Source organism: Sphaerotilus uruguayifluvii (assembly GCF_013294065.1).
Taxonomy (GTDB): domain Bacteria; phylum Pseudomonadota; class Gammaproteobacteria; order Burkholderiales; family Burkholderiaceae_C; genus Sphaerotilus; species Sphaerotilus uruguayifluvii.
The window spans coordinates 225,145-239,500 of sequence record NZ_JABSNM010000007.1; the positions used below are offsets into that span (position 1 = coordinate 225,145).

At 72.0% G+C, this 14,356-nt stretch carries 17 protein-coding genes; 5 read left to right on the plus strand and 12 right to left on the minus strand.

Features of this window, described 5'->3' with window-relative positions; translation table 11 throughout:
* Window positions 1–12: 12 nt before the first annotated feature.
* The 8 genes from rng to HNQ01_RS10155 form a co-directional block, all read right to left on the minus strand.
* A complete protein-coding gene (gene rng / locus HNQ01_RS10120; protein WP_173805287.1) occupies window positions 13–1,494 on the minus strand; it encodes a ribonuclease G in 1,482 nt (493 codons plus the stop codon).
* 55 nt (window positions 1,495–1,549) lie between these two features.
* The gene (locus HNQ01_RS10125; protein ID WP_173805250.1) at window positions 1,550–2,158 is read right to left on the minus strand and encodes a Maf family protein; all 609 of its coding nucleotides are present in this window, start codon (window positions 2,156–2,158) and stop codon (window positions 1,550–1,552) included.
* Between the two features lie 48 nt (window positions 2,159–2,206).
* Window positions 2,207–2,677 carry a 23S rRNA (pseudouridine(1915)-N(3))-methyltransferase RlmH gene (gene rlmH / locus HNQ01_RS10130; RefSeq protein ID WP_173805251.1) on the minus strand — a complete coding sequence of 157 codons (471 nt, stop codon included), beginning with the start codon at window positions 2,675–2,677 and terminating at the stop codon, window positions 2,207–2,209.
* A gap of 15 nt (window positions 2,678–2,692) precedes the next feature.
* Window positions 2,693–3,373, minus strand: a complete 681-nt coding sequence (gene rsfS / locus HNQ01_RS10135; protein ID WP_173805252.1) for a ribosome silencing factor — start codon at window positions 3,371–3,373, stop codon at window positions 2,693–2,695.
* A complete protein-coding gene (gene nadD / locus HNQ01_RS10140; RefSeq protein WP_173805253.1) occupies window positions 3,373–4,053 on the minus strand; it encodes a nicotinate (nicotinamide) nucleotide adenylyltransferase in 681 nt (226 codons plus the stop codon). The genes rsfS and nadD overlap by 1 nt, the downstream gene beginning before the upstream one ends.
* On the minus strand, window positions 4,043–5,023 hold the full coding sequence (hemF, locus tag HNQ01_RS10145) for an oxygen-dependent coproporphyrinogen oxidase (protein WP_173805254.1): 981 nt from the start codon (window positions 5,021–5,023) through the stop codon (window positions 4,043–4,045). Before hemF ends, nadD begins: the two co-directional genes overlap by 11 nt.
* A 1-nt stretch (window position 5,024) precedes the next feature.
* Window positions 5,025–6,323, minus strand: a complete 1,299-nt coding sequence (gene purD / locus HNQ01_RS10150; protein ID WP_173805255.1) for a phosphoribosylamine--glycine ligase — start codon at window positions 6,321–6,323, stop codon at window positions 5,025–5,027.
* Window positions 6,324–6,461: 138 nt separating this feature from the next.
* Window positions 6,462–7,187, minus strand: coding sequence for a YebC/PmpR family DNA-binding transcriptional regulator (locus HNQ01_RS10155; RefSeq protein WP_173805256.1), 726 nt, complete (start codon window positions 7,185–7,187; stop codon window positions 6,462–6,464).
* Between the two features lie 86 nt (window positions 7,188–7,273).
* Here HNQ01_RS10155 and HNQ01_RS10160 point away from each other — a divergent pair, with 86 nt between their 5' ends.
* On the plus strand, window positions 7,274–8,812 hold the full coding sequence (locus HNQ01_RS10160; protein WP_173805257.1) for a helicase HerA-like domain-containing protein: 1,539 nt from the start codon (window positions 7,274–7,276) through the stop codon (window positions 8,810–8,812).
* 40 nt (window positions 8,813–8,852) lie between these two features.
* Window positions 8,853–9,209, plus strand: a complete 357-nt coding sequence (locus HNQ01_RS10165) for a heavy metal-binding domain-containing protein (RefSeq protein WP_173805258.1) — start codon at window positions 8,853–8,855, stop codon at window positions 9,207–9,209.
* 21 nt (window positions 9,210–9,230) lie between these two features.
* Here the strand turns inward: HNQ01_RS10165 and HNQ01_RS10170 are convergent, their stop codons facing one another.
* The 4 genes from HNQ01_RS10170 to HNQ01_RS10185 all read right to left on the minus strand — a co-directional run bounded on the left by HNQ01_RS10170 (window position 9,231) and on the right by HNQ01_RS10185 (window position 11,593).
* Window positions 9,231–10,382: an outer membrane protein assembly factor BamB family protein gene (locus HNQ01_RS10170; RefSeq protein WP_173805259.1), complete on the minus strand. Its 1,152-nt coding sequence runs from the start codon at window positions 10,380–10,382 to the stop codon at window positions 9,231–9,233.
* Window positions 10,383–10,480: 98 nt separating this feature from the next.
* A complete protein-coding gene (locus HNQ01_RS10175; protein WP_173805260.1) occupies window positions 10,481–10,639 on the minus strand; it encodes a carbonic anhydrase family protein in 159 nt (52 codons plus the stop codon).
* Window positions 10,640–10,646: 7 nt separating this feature from the next.
* Entirely contained in the window at window positions 10,647–11,171 is a 525-nt protein-coding gene (locus HNQ01_RS10180) for a carbonic anhydrase family protein (RefSeq protein WP_173805261.1), read from the minus strand.
* Window positions 11,168–11,593, minus strand: coding sequence for a ribosomal maturation YjgA family protein (locus tag HNQ01_RS10185; RefSeq protein ID WP_173805262.1), 426 nt, complete (start codon window positions 11,591–11,593; stop codon window positions 11,168–11,170). The genes HNQ01_RS10180 and HNQ01_RS10185 overlap by 4 nt, the downstream gene beginning before the upstream one ends.
* Before the next feature lie 142 nt (window positions 11,594–11,735).
* Here HNQ01_RS10185 and HNQ01_RS10190 point away from each other — a divergent pair, with 142 nt between their 5' ends.
* From HNQ01_RS10190 to HNQ01_RS10200, 3 genes are read left to right on the plus strand one after another with little or no spacing between them, the layout of a single operon-like run.
* On the plus strand, window positions 11,736–12,329 hold the full coding sequence (locus HNQ01_RS10190) for a hypothetical protein (protein WP_173805263.1): 594 nt from the start codon (window positions 11,736–11,738) through the stop codon (window positions 12,327–12,329).
* Window positions 12,326–13,036 carry an ABC transporter ATP-binding protein gene (locus tag HNQ01_RS10195; protein ID WP_217427483.1) on the plus strand — a complete coding sequence of 237 codons (711 nt, stop codon included), beginning with the start codon at window positions 12,326–12,328 and terminating at the stop codon, window positions 13,034–13,036. Before HNQ01_RS10190 ends, HNQ01_RS10195 begins: the two co-directional genes overlap by 4 nt.
* Window positions 13,033–14,262, plus strand: coding sequence for an ABC transporter permease (locus HNQ01_RS10200; protein ID WP_173805264.1), 1,230 nt, complete (start codon window positions 13,033–13,035; stop codon window positions 14,260–14,262). Before HNQ01_RS10195 ends, HNQ01_RS10200 begins: the two co-directional genes overlap by 4 nt.
* The last annotated feature ends 94 nt before the right edge of the window (window positions 14,263–14,356 follow it).

Genomic DNA, 14,356 nt, shown 5'->3' on the forward strand with positions numbered 1-14,356 from the left:
GGTTCAGGCTCTTCACATCAGCACGATGTCGTACTGCTCCGGGTTCATCGTCGGCTCGGCCTGCAGCGAGATCGGCTTGCCGATGAAGTCGCTCAGGCCGGCCAGGTGCGGGCTTTCCTCGTCGAGCAGCATCTCGATCACCGCCGGGCAGGCGATGACGCGGAACTCGCGCGGATTGAACTGGCGCGCCTCCCGCAGGATCTCGCGCAGGATGTCGTAGCAGACCGAGCGCGCCGTCTTGACCTGGCCGCGCCCGCCGCAGGTCGGGCACGGCTGGCACAGCATGTGCGCGAGCGACTCGCGGGTGCGCTTCCTGGTCATCTCGACCAGACCGAGCTGCGTGAAGCCGCTGACCGTGATCTTCGTGCGGTCGCGCGCGAGCTGCTTGCGCAGCTCCAGCAGCACCTGCTCCTGGTGGTCGGAGCGGGTCATGTCGATGAAGTCGATGATGATGATGCCGCCCAGGTTGCGCAGCCGCAGCTGGCGCGCGATCGCCTGCGCGGCCTCGAGATTGGTCTTGAAGATCGTGTCGTCGAAGTTGCGCGCGCCGACGAAGCCGCCGGTGTTGACGTCGATCGTCGTGAGCGCCTCGGTCTGGTCGACCACCAGGTAGCCGCCCGACTTCAGGTCGACCCGGCGCGCCAGCGCGCGCTCGATCTCCTGGTCGATGTTGTAGAGGTCGAAGATCGGCCGCTCGCCGCGGTAGTGCTGCAGCCGTCCGATCGCGCCGGGCGTGTAGAGCTGGCCGAACTCGCGCAGCAGGTCGTACTGCATGCGCGAGTCGATGCGGATCGAGCCGGTGCGCTCGTCGACCAGGTCGCGCAGCACCCGCTGCACCAGGTTCAGGTCCTCGAACAGCAGCGAGCCCGGCGGCGACTTCAGCGCCCGGTCGCGGATCAGCGCCCAGGTCTTGCGCAGGTAGGCGATGTCGTCGCCGAGCTCGGCATCCGTGGCGTCCTCGGCGTTGGTGCGCAGGATGAAGCCGCCGCCCCCGCCGCTGTCGCGCGTGCCCACCAGCGCGCTCATGCGCTGGCGCAGCTGGTCGCGCAGCTCGTGCGAGCCGATCTTCTGCGAGATGCCGATGTGGTCGTCCTGCGGCAGGTGCACCAGCAGCCGACCGGCGATGCTGATCTGCGTCGACAGCCGCGCGCCCTTGGTGCCGATCGGGTCCTTGATGACCTGCACCACCAGCGTCTGGCCCTCGTAGACCAGCTTCTCGATGGGGGGCAGCGTCATGCCCTCGCCGTGGTGGCCGCGGCCGGTCTGGCCGTTGATCTGCACGTCGGCGACATGCAGGAAGGCCGCGCGCTCCAGCCCGATGTCGATGAACGCGCTCTGCATGCCGGGCAGCACGCGCGCAACGCGGCCGGCATAGATGTTGCCGACCAGGCCGCGCTCGAGCGTGCGCTCGACGTGCAGTTCCTGGATGGCTCCGTTCTCGACGATGGCCACGCGCGTCTCCTGCGGCGACCAGTTCACCAGAATGTCATGCATCGGCATCGGGGGACTCTCTGTTCCTGCTTTGTGCTGTCTCGGACGTGCCCCGGTCTCAGATCGACCAGCCGGCCTCCCGCAGCAGGCCCGCGGTCTCGAACAGGGGCAGGCCCATGATGCCCGAATAGCTGCCGCTGATGTATTCGACCCAGGTCGCGGCGCCGCTCTGGATCGCGTAGGCGCCGGCCTTGCCCATCGGCTCGCCGGAGTCCACGTAGGCGGCGATGCGCTCGGACCCGATCGGCGCGAAGCGCACCGTCGACAGGCTGACCCGCAGCACCGGCAGGCCGCCCTCGGGCCGCGCCAGCGCCACCGCGGTCATCACCCGGTGCTCGCGGCCCGACAGCGCCTCGAGCATCTCGCGGGCCTCGCCGGCATCGGCCGGCTTGCCCAGGATGCGCTCGCCCAGCGCGACGGTGGTGTCGGCGCACAGGATCGGCGCCGGCGCGAGCCCGCGGCGCACGAGCCGGTCGCGCGCGGCCTCCACCTTGGCGCGGGTCACGCGCTGCACGTAGCTCAGCGGCGCCTCGCCGGGCCAGACCGCCTCGAGCGCCTCGGCATCCTCGCCCTCGTCCGGCAGCAGCAGTTCATGGCGCACGCCGATCTGGTCGAGCAGCTGGCGCCGGCGCGGGCTCTGCGACGCGAGATAGATCCAGGGAGTCATGGGAGACAGGCTCGGGAAGACGGTGCCGCGGGGCCGCGGCACCGCGGTTCATTCACGGTGATAGGGATGACCGGCGTTGACCGACCAGGCGCGGTAGAGCGCCTCGGCCAGCATCACCCGCACGAAGGCATGCGGCAGCGTCAGGTCCGACAGGCGCACGCGCTCGTCGGCCTGCTCGCGCAGCACCGGATCGAGCCCGTCGGGCCCGCCGATCAGCAGCGCGACGTCGCGGCCGTCGTGCTGCCAGGCCTGCAGCCGCTCGGCCAGCGCGACGGTGGTCAGCCGCGTGCCGCGCTCGTCGAGCACGACCCGGCGCACGCCGCGCGGCAGCGCCGCCTCGATGCGCGCGCGCTCGGCCGCCATCAGCGCCTCGACCGGCTTGCCGCCGGTGCGCGGCTCGGTCTTGACGGCCTTGAGCTCCAGCCGGCAGTCCGGCGGAAAGCGCTTGGCATAGTCGTCATAGGCCGTCTCGGCCCAGGCCGGCATGCGCTGGCCGACCGCGACGATCGTCAGCTTCACGGCGCGGACCGGGCGTCAGCCGCGCTTGGGCGCCGCGCGCTTGCGGGCAGCGGGCGCGGCGGCCTTGCGCTCGGGCGCGTTGATGACGACGGTCTGGACCTTCGGCGCGGCCTTGCGGGCGGCCGTCTTGCGCGGCGCGCTCTTGCGGGCAGCCGGCGCGCCCTCGGCGGCGGCCGCACGCGGAGCGCGCTTGGCGGCCGGGCGTTCCGGCTTGGCCACCGCCTCGGCGGCGGAGGAGCCGCGCTTGCGCGCCGGGACCTTGCGTGCCGGCACATCGACGCCGGCCTGTTCGCCCTCGCCCTCCTCCTCGTCGGCCGGGCCTTCCGAGGCCTTGGCCAGGCCCTTGCGCTGGCTCGAGAGCTTCATGCGCACCGCCTTGCCACCCCAGATCTCCTCGAGGTGGTAGTACTGGCGGATGGCCGGCTGCATGATGTGGGCGACGGCCGAGCCGCAGTCGACGATGATCCACTCGCCGTTGTCCTCGCCCTCCATGCTCAGGATCTCGCCTCCGGCGCTCTTGACCTGGTCGCGCACGCTGGCGGCCAGGGCCTTGGTCTGGCGGTTGCTCGTGCCCGAGGCGATCACCACCCGCTCGAAGAGCGGCGAGAGATGCTCGGTGTTGAAGACCACGATGTCCTGGGCCTTGACGCCCTCGAGGCCATCGACGATGGCGCGTTGCAGCTTGCGGATGTCCATTAGATCCGTTCTTGTTCCGTGTGCGGGGGGTGGGGATGGTACAGGCCGTGGCGTTCAATATAGCCTGCCACCGCCGGCGCCACCATCCGGGGCGCCAGGCTCGACGCCGGCTCGCCTTCGGCGAGCCGCGTCCTCAGTTCGGTCGACGACACCGTCATCGGCATCATCGCCAGCGGCACGATCCGTGCGCCGGCACCGGCCAGCTCGGCGGGCACCTGCACCGCGTCGCCGGCCCGGCCGGCCACCGCCAGGGCGACCCGCTCGAGCAGATCGCGCCAGCCGTGCCAGGTGGCGAAGTTGGCCAGCTGGTCCTGCCCGATGATCAGGAACCAGTCGGCCGGCTCGCCCGGATGCCGCTGCCCGTCGCGCCGCTGCAGCTCCGCGACGGTGTCGAGCGTGTAGCTCGGACCGTCGCGCTCGATCTCGCAGCGCTCGAGCACGAAGGCGGGATTGTCGCCGATCGCGAGGCCGACCATCGCGGCGCGATGTGCGGCCGGGGCCAGCTGTCGGCTTTTCTGCCACGCTTGACCGACCGGAATCCAGCGCAGCTCGTCCAGACCGAGCTGCTGCAGCGCGGTCTCGGCGAGCTGGCGGTGGGCCTGGTGGACCGGATCGAAGCTGCCGCCGAACAGGCCGATGCGGCGCGCGCGCCGCCCGGTCCGTGGTGCCTCAGCGGCCATCGGTGCCGGCGGCCGCCCCGGCCTCGCCGAGCCAGTCGCGCGGCCGCAGGAAGTCGGTGGCCAGGCGCGCCTCGGGCGTGCCGGGCTCCGGCGCCCAGCGGTAGCGCCAGGTCACGTTCGGCGGCATCGACATCAGGATCGACTCGGTGCGCCCGCCCGACTGCAGGCCGAACAGCGTGCCGCGGTCCCACACCAGGTTGAACTCGACATAGCGGCCGCGCCGGTAGGCCTGGAAGTCGCGCTCGCGCTCGCCGTACGGGGTGGCCCGGCGGCGCTGCGCGATCGGCAGCCAGCCCTTGAGCAGCGCGTCGCCCACGTCCTTCAGCATCGCGAAGCTGCCCTGCGCGCCCAGCGCCGAGAAGTCGTCGAAGAAGATGCCGCCGATGCCGCGCGGCTCGTCGCGGTGCTTCAGGAAGAAGTACTCGTCGCACCAGGCCTTGAAGCGCGGGTACAGCGCCGGGTCGTGCGGATCGAGCGCATTACGGCAGGCGCGGTGGAAATGCACCGCGTCCTCCTCGAAGCCGTAGTAGGGCGTGAGGTCCATGCCTCCGCCGAACCAGCGCACCGTCTGCCCGGCCGCCGGGCCCTCGACGGGCGTGGCCGAGAGCATGCGCACGTTCATGTGCACCGTCGGCACGTAGGGGTTGCGCGGATGGAAGACCAGCGACACGCCCATCGCCTCGAAGGGCGCGCCGGCCAGCTCCGGCCGGTGCTGCGTGGCCGAAGGCGGCAGCGCCGGCCCGCGCACCTGCGAGAAGGCGCAGCCGCCGCGCTCGAGCAGCGCGCCGCCCTCGATCAGCCGGGTGATGCCGGCGCCCTCGAGCCGCCCGCCGGCCGGACGCTCCCAGGCATCCGTCAGGAAGGGCGTGCCGTCCTCGGCGCCCACCGCGTCGCAGATGGACTGCTGCAGGCCCAGGAGGTAGCCGCGCACCTCCTCGTTCGACAGCGGCCGCTCGTCGGGCGCCGCCATCTCAGGCCGCTCCGCCGCGCTTGATGGCGCGGTAGCCGATGTCGTTGCGGTACTGCATGCCGTCGAACTGGATCGACTGCACGCCGAGGTAGGCGCGCTGCTGCGCGGTGCGCACCGAGTCGCCCAGCGCGGTCACGCACAGCACGCGCCCGCCGCTGGTGACGACCGTGCCGTTCGGGCCGGTGGCGGTGCCGGCGTGGAAGACCTTGCAGTCCTCGGTCTCGGCCGGCAGGCCGCGCAGCGTGTCGCCCTTCTTCGGGTCGAGCGGATAGCCGCCGGCGGCCATCACCACGCCCAGCGCGACGCGGCGGTCCCAGTCCAGCGTGACCTGATCGAGCGTGCCGTCGGTGGCGTGCAGCAGCACCTCGAGCAGGTCGCTCTTCAGGCGCATCATGATCGGCTGCGTCTCCGGGTCGCCCATGCGGGTGTTGAACTCCAGCGTCTTCACGCCGCCGGCCGCGTCGATCATCAGGCCGGCGTACAGGAAGCCGGTGAAGGGCACGCCGTCGCGGCGCATGCCGTCGACCGTCGGGCGGATGATCTCCTGGATCACCCTGGCGTGGATGTTGGGCGTGACCACCGGGGCGGGCGAGTAGGCGCCCATGCCGCCGGTGTTCGGGCCCTGGTCGGCGTCCTGCAGGCGCTTGTGGTCCTGGCTGGTGGCCAGCGCGAGGATGTTGCGGCCGTCGACCATGACGATGAAGCTGGCCTCCTCGCCCTGCAGGAACTCCTCGATGACCACCCGGGCGCCGGCGTCGTTGTGCTGCACGCCCAGCCTGTTGTCGAGCAGCATCCAGTCGACCGCCTGATGGGCCTCCTCCAGCGTCATCGCCACGACCACGCCCTTGCCTGCGGCCAGGCCGTCGGCCTTGACGACGATCGGCGCGCCCAGGCGATCCACGTAGGCGTGGGCCTGCGCGGCGTCGCTGAAGGTCTCGTAGGCGGCGGTCGGGATCCTGTGCCGCTTCATGAAGTCCTTGGCGAAGGCCTTGGAGCTCTCGAGCTGCGCGGCCGCCCTGGACGGGCCGAAGATGCGCAGGCCGCGCGCGCGGAAGGTGTCGACCACGCCCAGCGCCAGCGTCGCCTCGGGGCCGACCACCGTCAGGCCGATCTTCTCGGCCTCGGCGAAGTCGGCCAGCGCCGCCACGTCGTTGCCGATCGGCACGTTGACGATGCGCTGATCGATGGCGGTGCCGCCGTTGCCCGGCGCCACATAGACCTTGCTGACCCGGGGGGACTGGGCCAGCTTCCAGGCCAGGGCATGCTCGCGGCCGCCGCCGCCAATCACGAGAACTTTCATCTCTGTCACATCACGTCCAACAACTTGATACCGGACCGCCTCGAGGCAGCTGCCCCGGGTCCGGTCCCCCGCATGTTCGCGGCTCACATCCTACCGTCCCGGTCGGGCTCGCGCCGCGAGCCCGACCGGGACGCGGCCTCATTCGCCCATCACCGCGTTGTGATAGACCTCCTGGACATCGTCCAGGTCCTCGATCATGTCGAGCAGCTTCTGCATGCGTGCGGCCTCGTCGCCGGCCAGCTCGATGGGGTTGTCGGCACGCATCGTGACCTCGGCGATCTCGGCGCTCAGGCCGGCGGCCGTCAGCGCGTCGCGCACCGCCTCGAAGTCGGCCGGCGCGGTCAGCACCTCGATCGAGCCGTCGTCGCCGACGACCACGTCGTCGGCGCCGGCCTCCAGCGCCACCTCCATCACCTTGTCCTCGCTGGTGCCCGGCGCGAAGACGATCTGGCCGCAGTGCTTGAACTGGAAGGCCACCGAGCCTTCGGTGCCCAGGTTGCCGCCGTACTTGCTGAAGGCGTGGCGGACCTCGGCCACGGTGCGCACGCGGTTGTCGGTCATCGTGTCGACGATGATCGCCGCGCCGCCGATGCCGTAGCCCTCGTAGCGGATCTCTTCGTAGGTCACGCCGTCGAGGTTGCCGGTGGCCTTGTCGACGTTGCGCTTGATGTTGTCGGCCGGCATGTTGGCCGCCTTGGCCTTCTCGATGGCCAGGCGCAGGCGCGGATTCATCGCGATGTCGCCGCCGCCCTCGCGGGCCGCGACGATGATCTCGCGGGTGATGCGGGTCCAGACCTTGCCGCGCTTCTCGTCCTGACGACCCTTGCGGTGCTGGATGTTCGCCCACTTGGAATGACCGGCCATGGATGCGTGCTCCTGTAACTGCTGTTCAGCTGAGTTCGATAGACTGCCATTCTACTTTTTGCCGCCCTGTCCACCGGAGACCACGCATGGCCGACCCGATCGTGCTCGCCCGCCACGGCGAGATCGAATGCTCCGTGCTCCCTGCCCTGGCCAACCGCCACGGCCTGATCACCGGCGCCACCGGCACCGGCAAGTCGATCACGCTGCAGAAGCTCGCCGAGGGCTTCTCGGCGATCGGCGTGCCGGTCTTCCTGGCCGACATCAAGGGCGACCTGACCGGCATCACGCAGGCCGGCCGGCCGACCCCGAAGCTCGCGCAGGTGCTGGCCGAGCGCGGACTGGAGATGCCGACCTGGGGCGCGTGCCCGGCCACGCTGTGGGACGTGTTCGGCGAGCAGGGCCACCCGGTGCGTGCGACGGTGTCCGACCTCGGCCCGCTGCTGCTGGCACGCATGCTGGGCCTGAACGAGACGCAGGAGGGCGTGCTGCAGCTGGTGTTCCGCATCGCCGACGACCAGGGCCTGCTGCTGCTCGACCTGAAGGACCTGCGCGCGATGCTGCAGCATGTCGGCGACAACGCCAGCGAGTTCCAGACCGGCTACGGCAACATCAGCGCCGCCTCGGTCGGCGCGATCCAGCGCGGCCTGATGCAGATCGAATCGCAGGGCGGCGACCGCTTCTTCGGCGAGCCGATGCTGTCGATCGCGGACTTCATGCAGACGGTCGACGGCCGGGGCGTCGTCAACATCCTGGCCGCCGACCGGCTGATGAACGCGCCGCGTCTGTACGCCACCTTCCTGCTGTGGATGCTGTCGGAGCTGTTCGAGACGCTGCCCGAGGTCGGCGACCCGGACAGGCCGAAGCTGGTGTTCTTCTTCGACGAGGCGCACCTGCTGTTCAAGGACGCGCCGGCGGCGCTGGTCGAGCGCATCGAGCTGGTGGTGCGGCTGGTGCGCTCCAAGGGCGTGGGCGTCTTCTTCGTCACGCAGAACCCGCTGGACATTCCCGACACGGTGCTGGGCCAGCTCGGCAACCGGGTGCAGCATGCGCTGCGCGCCTTCACGCCGCGCGACCAGAAGGCGGTGAAGTCCGCGGCCGAGACGATGCGGCCGAACCCGAAGCTCGACATCGCCGCGGCGATCACCGAGCTGGGCGTCGGCGAGGCGCTGGTGAGCCTGCTCGACGCCAAGGGCCGCCCGAGCGTGACCGAGCGCGTCTGGATCCTGCCGCCGGCCAGCCAGATCGGCCCGATCGGCGCCGACCAGCGCCAGCAGCTGCGCGAGCAGTCACTGGTGGCCGGCGTCTACGAGAAGGCGGTCGACCGCGAGTCGGCCTACGAGCGGCTGACGGGCCGCGCGGCGGCGCCGGCCGAGGCCGCACGCAGCGGTGCCGCGGCCGGCCCGGACGGCGGCGGCAAGGACGGCGAGGACAGCGGCGGCGGCCTGCTCGGCGGAGCGCTGGGCTCGCTGCTGTTCGGCTCGACCGGCCCGCGCGGCGGCCAGCGCGACGGGCTGGTGCAGGTCGTGGCCAGGACCGCGGTGCGCCAGATCGGCTCGTCGGTCGGACGCGAGATCGTGCGCGGCGTGCTCGGCTCGCTGCTGGGCGGCGGCAGCCGGCGCCGCTGAAACCTACTTCTGAACGAAGCTGAACGAAGGAGTACTGCGCATGGGCTGGTTCTCGAAGCAGGATGACGGCTTCTTCCTCGCCACGGTGGTCCCGAACGGCGAAGGCGGCGCGCGCGTCGAGCGCTTCCTCGGCGTCGTGCACGGCGAGGCGATCATCGGCGCCAACATCTTCCGCGACCTGTTCTCGTCGGTGCGCGACGTCGTCGGCGGGCGCGCCGGGGGCTACGAGCGCGCGCTGGCCGGCGCGCGCGACGCGGCGGTCGAGGACATGACCGCCGCCGCGAAGGAACTCGGCGCCGACGGCATCGTCGGCATCGACTTCGACTACGAGGTGCTCGGCGAGGCCAACGGCATGATGATGGTCGCCGTCAGCGGCACCGCGGTGAAGATGGCCTGAACGCTGTCCGCGAAGGCGCCCTCACGGCGCCTTGCGCGCCCCCGCCGCGGCGCTCGGCCGCCAGTCGCGGAACACGTCGATGTCGACGCCGTCCGGGTAGTTCAGGAACCCGGGCTTGTGGTCCTTGACGCCCGTCTGGCCGTACTGCCAGATGATCTTCCTGGTCTGCCGGTCGACGACGATGACGCGGTCGTGCAGGTCGTCGACGATCAGCACGTCGTGCGTGTCAGGCAGCTCGCGCGCGATCGACGGGTGGTCGAGCATGCCCTCGCCCTCGGTCTCGAAGTACTCCCAGGTCGGCTTGCCGGTGGCCGGGTCGAAGATGACGACGCGACCGGGCTTGCTGAAGTCGGCGACGATGACCTGCTTGCCGTCGTCGGTCGGGAAGGCGTCCGACGGGTAGCGCACATGCGGCGCCGGCACGCTCCAGAGCAGCTTGCCGGCGCGCGTGATGCGCGAGATCCACGCGCCGCTGATCTCGCTGACCAGGATGTCGCCGTTGTCCATCGGCGTGGCGCCGTTGGGCCAGGCGAGCTGCCTGGGCGGCTGGTGCCTGCACTGGCCGGTCGTGCCCCACTGCGTCGTGATCCGGTCGGTCTTCGGGTCGACGATCAGCACGCGGCAGTTGCGGATGTCGGCGGCGAGGAACTGGCCGTCCTCCAGCAGGTGCGAGTCGTCGGGGTAGTTCAGCAGCCGGCCGGTCTTGCCGCGGGTGTTCGGGATGCCCCAGGTCCAGGTGACGGTGCGGGTCTCGTAGTCGACGATGTGCAGGTCGTAGTTGTCCTCCTCGCTGACGGCGAGCCGCTTGCCGTCGGACGAGAAGTTGACGTCCTCGTTGCCGCGGTAGTAGGTCAGGTCGGGCGAAGGCAGCTCCCAGACGATGCGCTTGTCGGGCGCGATCTCGATCAGGCGGTTGTTGCGCCGGTCGGCGATCAGGATCGGGTACGGCAGCGGCTTGCCCCACGACGCCACCGGCTTCTGGCGGCTGCCGGTCACGGGCGGGATCGGCGGCAGCGCCACGCCGCTGGAGACGATGCCGGCGCCACGCATCTCGTCGGTCACCGGCACCGGCACGCCGGCCTCGGCGGACGCACGGGGCGCCGCCCACGACGGGGCGGTGGTCGCCAGCAGCACCAGCACGGCGCCGCCCACGCGGCACAGGGGGAACATCATGATCGGTCTTCGCTTCGGAATCGCTGAGACGCGCACGATGCCCCATCAGGTATGCGACGGCGTTGACCGCAGTCAACCGGCCGGCGGGCGGCGTGCCCTCACGGACTCTCGCCGACGACGCGCCCGTTGAGCGGCTGCACCGGCCGGGCGTTGGGCGGGAACAGGCGCTGCAGCCGCGCCAGCTGCGGCGCCGACAGCGTCATCGGCGTCTTCAGCACGATCCAGCGCACGCCCTCGGTGCACGGCGTGTCGGTCACCGAGCCGTCATAGGTGTAGCAGCCGGGCCGCGTCGACCGGCACCTCCGGGCTCACCTGCTCCTGGCCCGGCTGCCCGGGCAGGTGATCGAGCAGCCCGGCCAGCGCGGCGCTCTCGGCGCCGAGCCGGTACAGCACCACCACCGGCACCAGCTGGCCGGCGCGGCTGCGGTGCAGCAGGTGCAGCGCCATCGGGAATTCCTCGCCGGCGAGGCGATCGCCGCCGGGGGTGTGGAAATGGATCTGCTGCAGCGCCAGCCGCTCGTGCCCCTCGTCGAGCCCGCCGGCGCCGCTGAAGCGCAGGCGCACCGTGTGGCCGTCGTTGACGGCACGCAGCGGAGCGGGCCGGTAGTTCGCCTGCAGCGGCGGCAGCGCGCGGCGCTGAGGGGCGCTGATGTCGATCGGCGACTGGCGCTGGCCGCGCTCGCACAGCGATGCACCCGGCGCGGGGGCGGCGCAGGCCGCGCCGGCGATCAGCCCCAGCGTCATGATCAGCCCCGACGGGAAACGGCCCGGACACGCAGGAGGGCTCATGGCGCCGAGTGTAGGCCGCGCCACCGCCGCCTCGCCGCATGCACCAGCGCGTCCAGCCCGGCGACCAGCGCGATCCCGATCGCGTAGGCCAGCAGGTCCGCGACGCCGAAGGCCGAGCCGAGCACCAGGTGGCCCGGCGTCGTCGCGCGGATCGCGTCCAGCCACGGCGGGTGCCAGAGCTGGCTGAACTCCACGCCCCAGGCGACGGCCAGCGCCGCGGCAGCCAGCCGCCGCACCGACGCACCCGGCAGCACGATCGCCGCGAGCCAGTAGACCATCTGCGCCCACAGCGCGTCGCCGGGGTATTTCTCCAGCACGGCCGGAAAGAGCCCGGGCCAGCGGCGCGAGGCCAGGCCGAGCGCGATCGTCGCCAGCACGAGCAGGCCGCTCAGCCAGCGGGGGCGGAAAGACGTCGTGTCCATGGCGTTCCAGCCTAACACCGCGCCGTTCCCGGCCGCATGACGGCGTTTCGCGCCAGAGGATCACCGTTCGTCGCATCGCGGCTGCGCGGCGGCGCCGGAAAGCCAACCATGACGCCATCGTCATCGCTTTCGGGAGAGTCCCATGACCCGCCGCCCCCTGTTCCTGCTCCTGGCCGCCGTCAAGCTCGGCGTGCTCGTCGCCATCGCCGCACCGGTCTGGTCGGCCGACGGGGCACCGGCCAGCGCGCCGGTCGCGGCCACCGCCGCAGCCTCGGCCGCGGACTTCGCCCAGGCCGCCGCCACCTTCGGCCGCGCCCGCGACGGCGACGACACCGCCATCGCACCGGCGCTGGCGCAGTTCACCGCGCTGATGCAGGCGCAGCCGGACGATCCGCTGCTGCTGGCCTATGCCGGCGCGGCCACCGCGATGCAGGCCCGCGCGACCTGGATGCCGTGGAAGAAGCTGGGCCATGCCGAGGACGGCCTGGCGATGATCGACCGGGCGCTGGCCCGGCTGACGCCGGCGCACGACGCCGAGCTGCGCCGCGGCGTGCCGGTGTCGCTGGAAACGCGGCTGACCGCGGCCGGCACCTTCCTGGCGCTGCCGGCGATGTTCCACCGCGGCGAGCGCGGCCGGCGCCTGCTCGAGCAGGTTCAGCGCGACCCGGCGCTGGCGGCGACGCCGGCGGCCTTCCGCGCGGCGGTGCAGCGCCTGGCCGCGAAGGAGGCCGCATGAACGCCCTGAAGACCCCGCCGGTGATCGAACTGCAGGGCGTGCACAAGACCTACCGGCTCGGCGCGCACACGGTGCCGGCGCTGCGCGGCGTCGACCTGGCGGTGCGGCCGGGCGAGCTGGTGGCGCTGACCGGCCCGTCGGGCAGCGGCAAGAGCACGATCCTGAACATCGCCGGCCTGATCGACGGCGCCGACGCCGGCACGGTGCGGCTGCGCGGCCGGGCGGTCGATGCCGGCGACGAGGCCGCCGCGACCGCGCTGCGCCGCGACGCCATCGGCTTCATCTTCCAGGGCTTCAACCTGGTGCCGGTGATGACGGTGGCCGACAACGTCGACTACCCGCTGTTCCTGGCCGGCGTTCCGGCGGCCGAGCGGCGCGCGCGCGTCGCCGCGGCGCTCGACGCGGTGGGCCTGCGCGAGCATGCCAACCACCGCCCCGACGCGCTCTCGGGCGGCCAGCGCCAGCGCGTCGCCATCGCCCGCGCGCTGATCAAGCGCCCGGGTCTGGTCATCGCCGACGAGCCGACCGCAAGCCTGGACTCGACCACCGCCACGCAGATGCTCGACCTGATGCGCGAGCTCGGCCACCGCGACGGCGCCGCCTTCCTGATCGCCACGCACGACGAGCGGCTGACGCGCCGCTGCGACCGCGTCATCGCGCTGCGCGACGGCGTGATCGCCACCGCCGACACGGAGATGCCCGCATGAACCCCCTCACCCCCCTGCTCGCCTGGGCGCGCTTCGCCTGGCTCAACACGCGGCGCAACCGGCGCCGCTCGCTGGTCACGGCGGCGATCGCCGCACTCGGCACCGCAGCGATCCTGCTCGCCGGCGGCTTCGCGCTCTCGACCTACCAGGGCCTGGCCGAGGCCTCGGCGCGCACCACCGGCCACCTGGTGCTGGCGCGCGCGGCGCAGTTCGACGGCTTCGAGGACACGCCGCTGCAGCACGGCCTGACGGATGCCGACGCGCTGCGCCGGCGGCTGCTGGCCGACCCGGCGGTGCGCCAGGTGCTGCCGCGCGTCGAGTTCGGCGGGCTGATCAGCAACGGCGACAAGTCGGTGATCATGATGGGCGTGGGCATCGAGCCGGACGCCGAGTTCGCGGTCAAGGGCCCCTTCCTGACGGTGGAGGCCGGGCGCGAGCTGGCCGGCGCCGAGCGCGGCGCGGTGATGCTCGGCGCCGGGCTGGCGCGCAACCTGAAGGCGCAGCCGGGCGCGTCGCTGACGCTCCTGGCCGGCACGACCGAGGGCGCGATGAACGCGCTCGACGTCACGGTGGCCGGCGTCGTCTCCACCGGCGTGCCCGAGATCGATCAGCGCCTCGTCTACACCGACGTCGCCACCGCGCAGCGGCTGCTGGTGACGGACCGGGTGTCGAGCCTGGGCGTGTTCCTGGATCGCATGGAGGCGACGCTGCCGGCGCGCGAGCGGCTCGGCGCGGCCTTCCCCGACCTGACGCTGCGCACCTGGGAGGAGCAGGCGCCCTTCTACCGCAGCGTGCGCGAACTCTACAACCGCATCTTCGGCGCGCTCGGGCTGATCATCGGCGTGATCGTCGTCGTGGTGGTCGCCAACGCGATGGCGATGTCGGTGATCGAGCGCACCCGCGAGATCGGCACGCTGCGCGCGCTGGGCACGCGACCGGGCCAGCTGCTGCAAACGCTGGCGCTCGAAGGGCTGCTGCTGGGCGCCGCCGGCGGCGCGATCGGCGCGGCGATCACGGTGGCCGTGTCGGTGGCACTGCAGGTCTTCCCGGTGATGATGCCGCCGCCGCCCGGGCGCTCGACCGGCTACCCGCTGCTGATCACGCTGGACGCCGGGCTGATGCTGGCCACGCTCGGGCTGGTGACGGTGCTGGTGGCGCTGGCCTCCGCGCTGGTGGCGCGGCGCACGGTGCGGCTGCCGGTGGTCGCTGCATTGGGACATGTCTGAGAGCGTGTTCACGATCCCGACTGCCCTGAAAATGCGGGGATGCCGACGAGAAAAGCCTACGCGAGTGACATCAGCCGAGAGCGGTTTGCGGAGA

What these genes read in the sequence shown, in the direction of transcription:
- HNQ01_RS10160 (WP_173805257.1), top strand. Translation starts at nt 7,274, where the DNA reads ATGGCCGACCCGATCGTGCTCGCCCGCCACGGCGAGATCGAATGCTCC.
- HNQ01_RS10185 (WP_173805262.1), bottom strand. Translation starts at nt 11,593, where the DNA reads ATGGACACGACGTCTTTCCGCCCCCGCTGGCTGAGCGGCCTGCTCGTG.
- HNQ01_RS10155 (WP_173805256.1), bottom strand. Translation starts at nt 7,187, where the DNA reads ATGGCCGGTCATTCCAAGTGGGCGAACATCCAGCACCGCAAGGGTCGT.
- hemF (WP_173805254.1), bottom strand. Translation starts at nt 5,023, where the DNA reads ATGGCGGCGCCCGACGAGCGGCCGCTGTCGAACGAGGAGGTGCGCGGC.
- HNQ01_RS10180 (WP_173805261.1), bottom strand. Translation starts at nt 11,171, where the DNA reads ATGAGCCCTCCTGCGTGTCCGGGCCGTTTCCCGTCGGGGCTGATCATG.
- rng (WP_173805287.1), bottom strand. Translation starts at nt 1,494, where the DNA reads ATGCATGACATTCTGGTGAACTGGTCGCCGCAGGAGACGCGCGTGGCC.
- HNQ01_RS10125 (WP_173805250.1), bottom strand. Translation starts at nt 2,158, where the DNA reads ATGACTCCCTGGATCTATCTCGCGTCGCAGAGCCCGCGCCGGCGCCAG.
- HNQ01_RS10170 (WP_173805259.1), bottom strand. Translation starts at nt 10,382, where the DNA reads ATGATGTTCCCCCTGTGCCGCGTGGGCGGCGCCGTGCTGGTGCTGCTG.
- HNQ01_RS10165 (WP_173805258.1), top strand. Translation starts at nt 8,853, where the DNA reads ATGGGCTGGTTCTCGAAGCAGGATGACGGCTTCTTCCTCGCCACGGTG.
- HNQ01_RS10200 (WP_173805264.1), top strand. Translation starts at nt 13,033, where the DNA reads ATGAACCCCCTCACCCCCCTGCTCGCCTGGGCGCGCTTCGCCTGGCTC.
- HNQ01_RS10195 (WP_217427483.1), top strand. Translation starts at nt 12,326, where the DNA reads ATGAACGCCCTGAAGACCCCGCCGGTGATCGAACTGCAGGGCGTGCAC.
- rsfS (WP_173805252.1), bottom strand. Translation starts at nt 3,373, where the DNA reads ATGGACATCCGCAAGCTGCAACGCGCCATCGTCGATGGCCTCGAGGGC.
- purD (WP_173805255.1), bottom strand. Translation starts at nt 6,323, where the DNA reads ATGAAAGTTCTCGTGATTGGCGGCGGCGGCCGCGAGCATGCCCTGGCC.
- nadD (WP_173805253.1), bottom strand. Translation starts at nt 4,053, where the DNA reads ATGGCCGCTGAGGCACCACGGACCGGGCGGCGCGCGCGCCGCATCGGC.
- HNQ01_RS10190 (WP_173805263.1), top strand. Translation starts at nt 11,736, where the DNA reads ATGACCCGCCGCCCCCTGTTCCTGCTCCTGGCCGCCGTCAAGCTCGGC.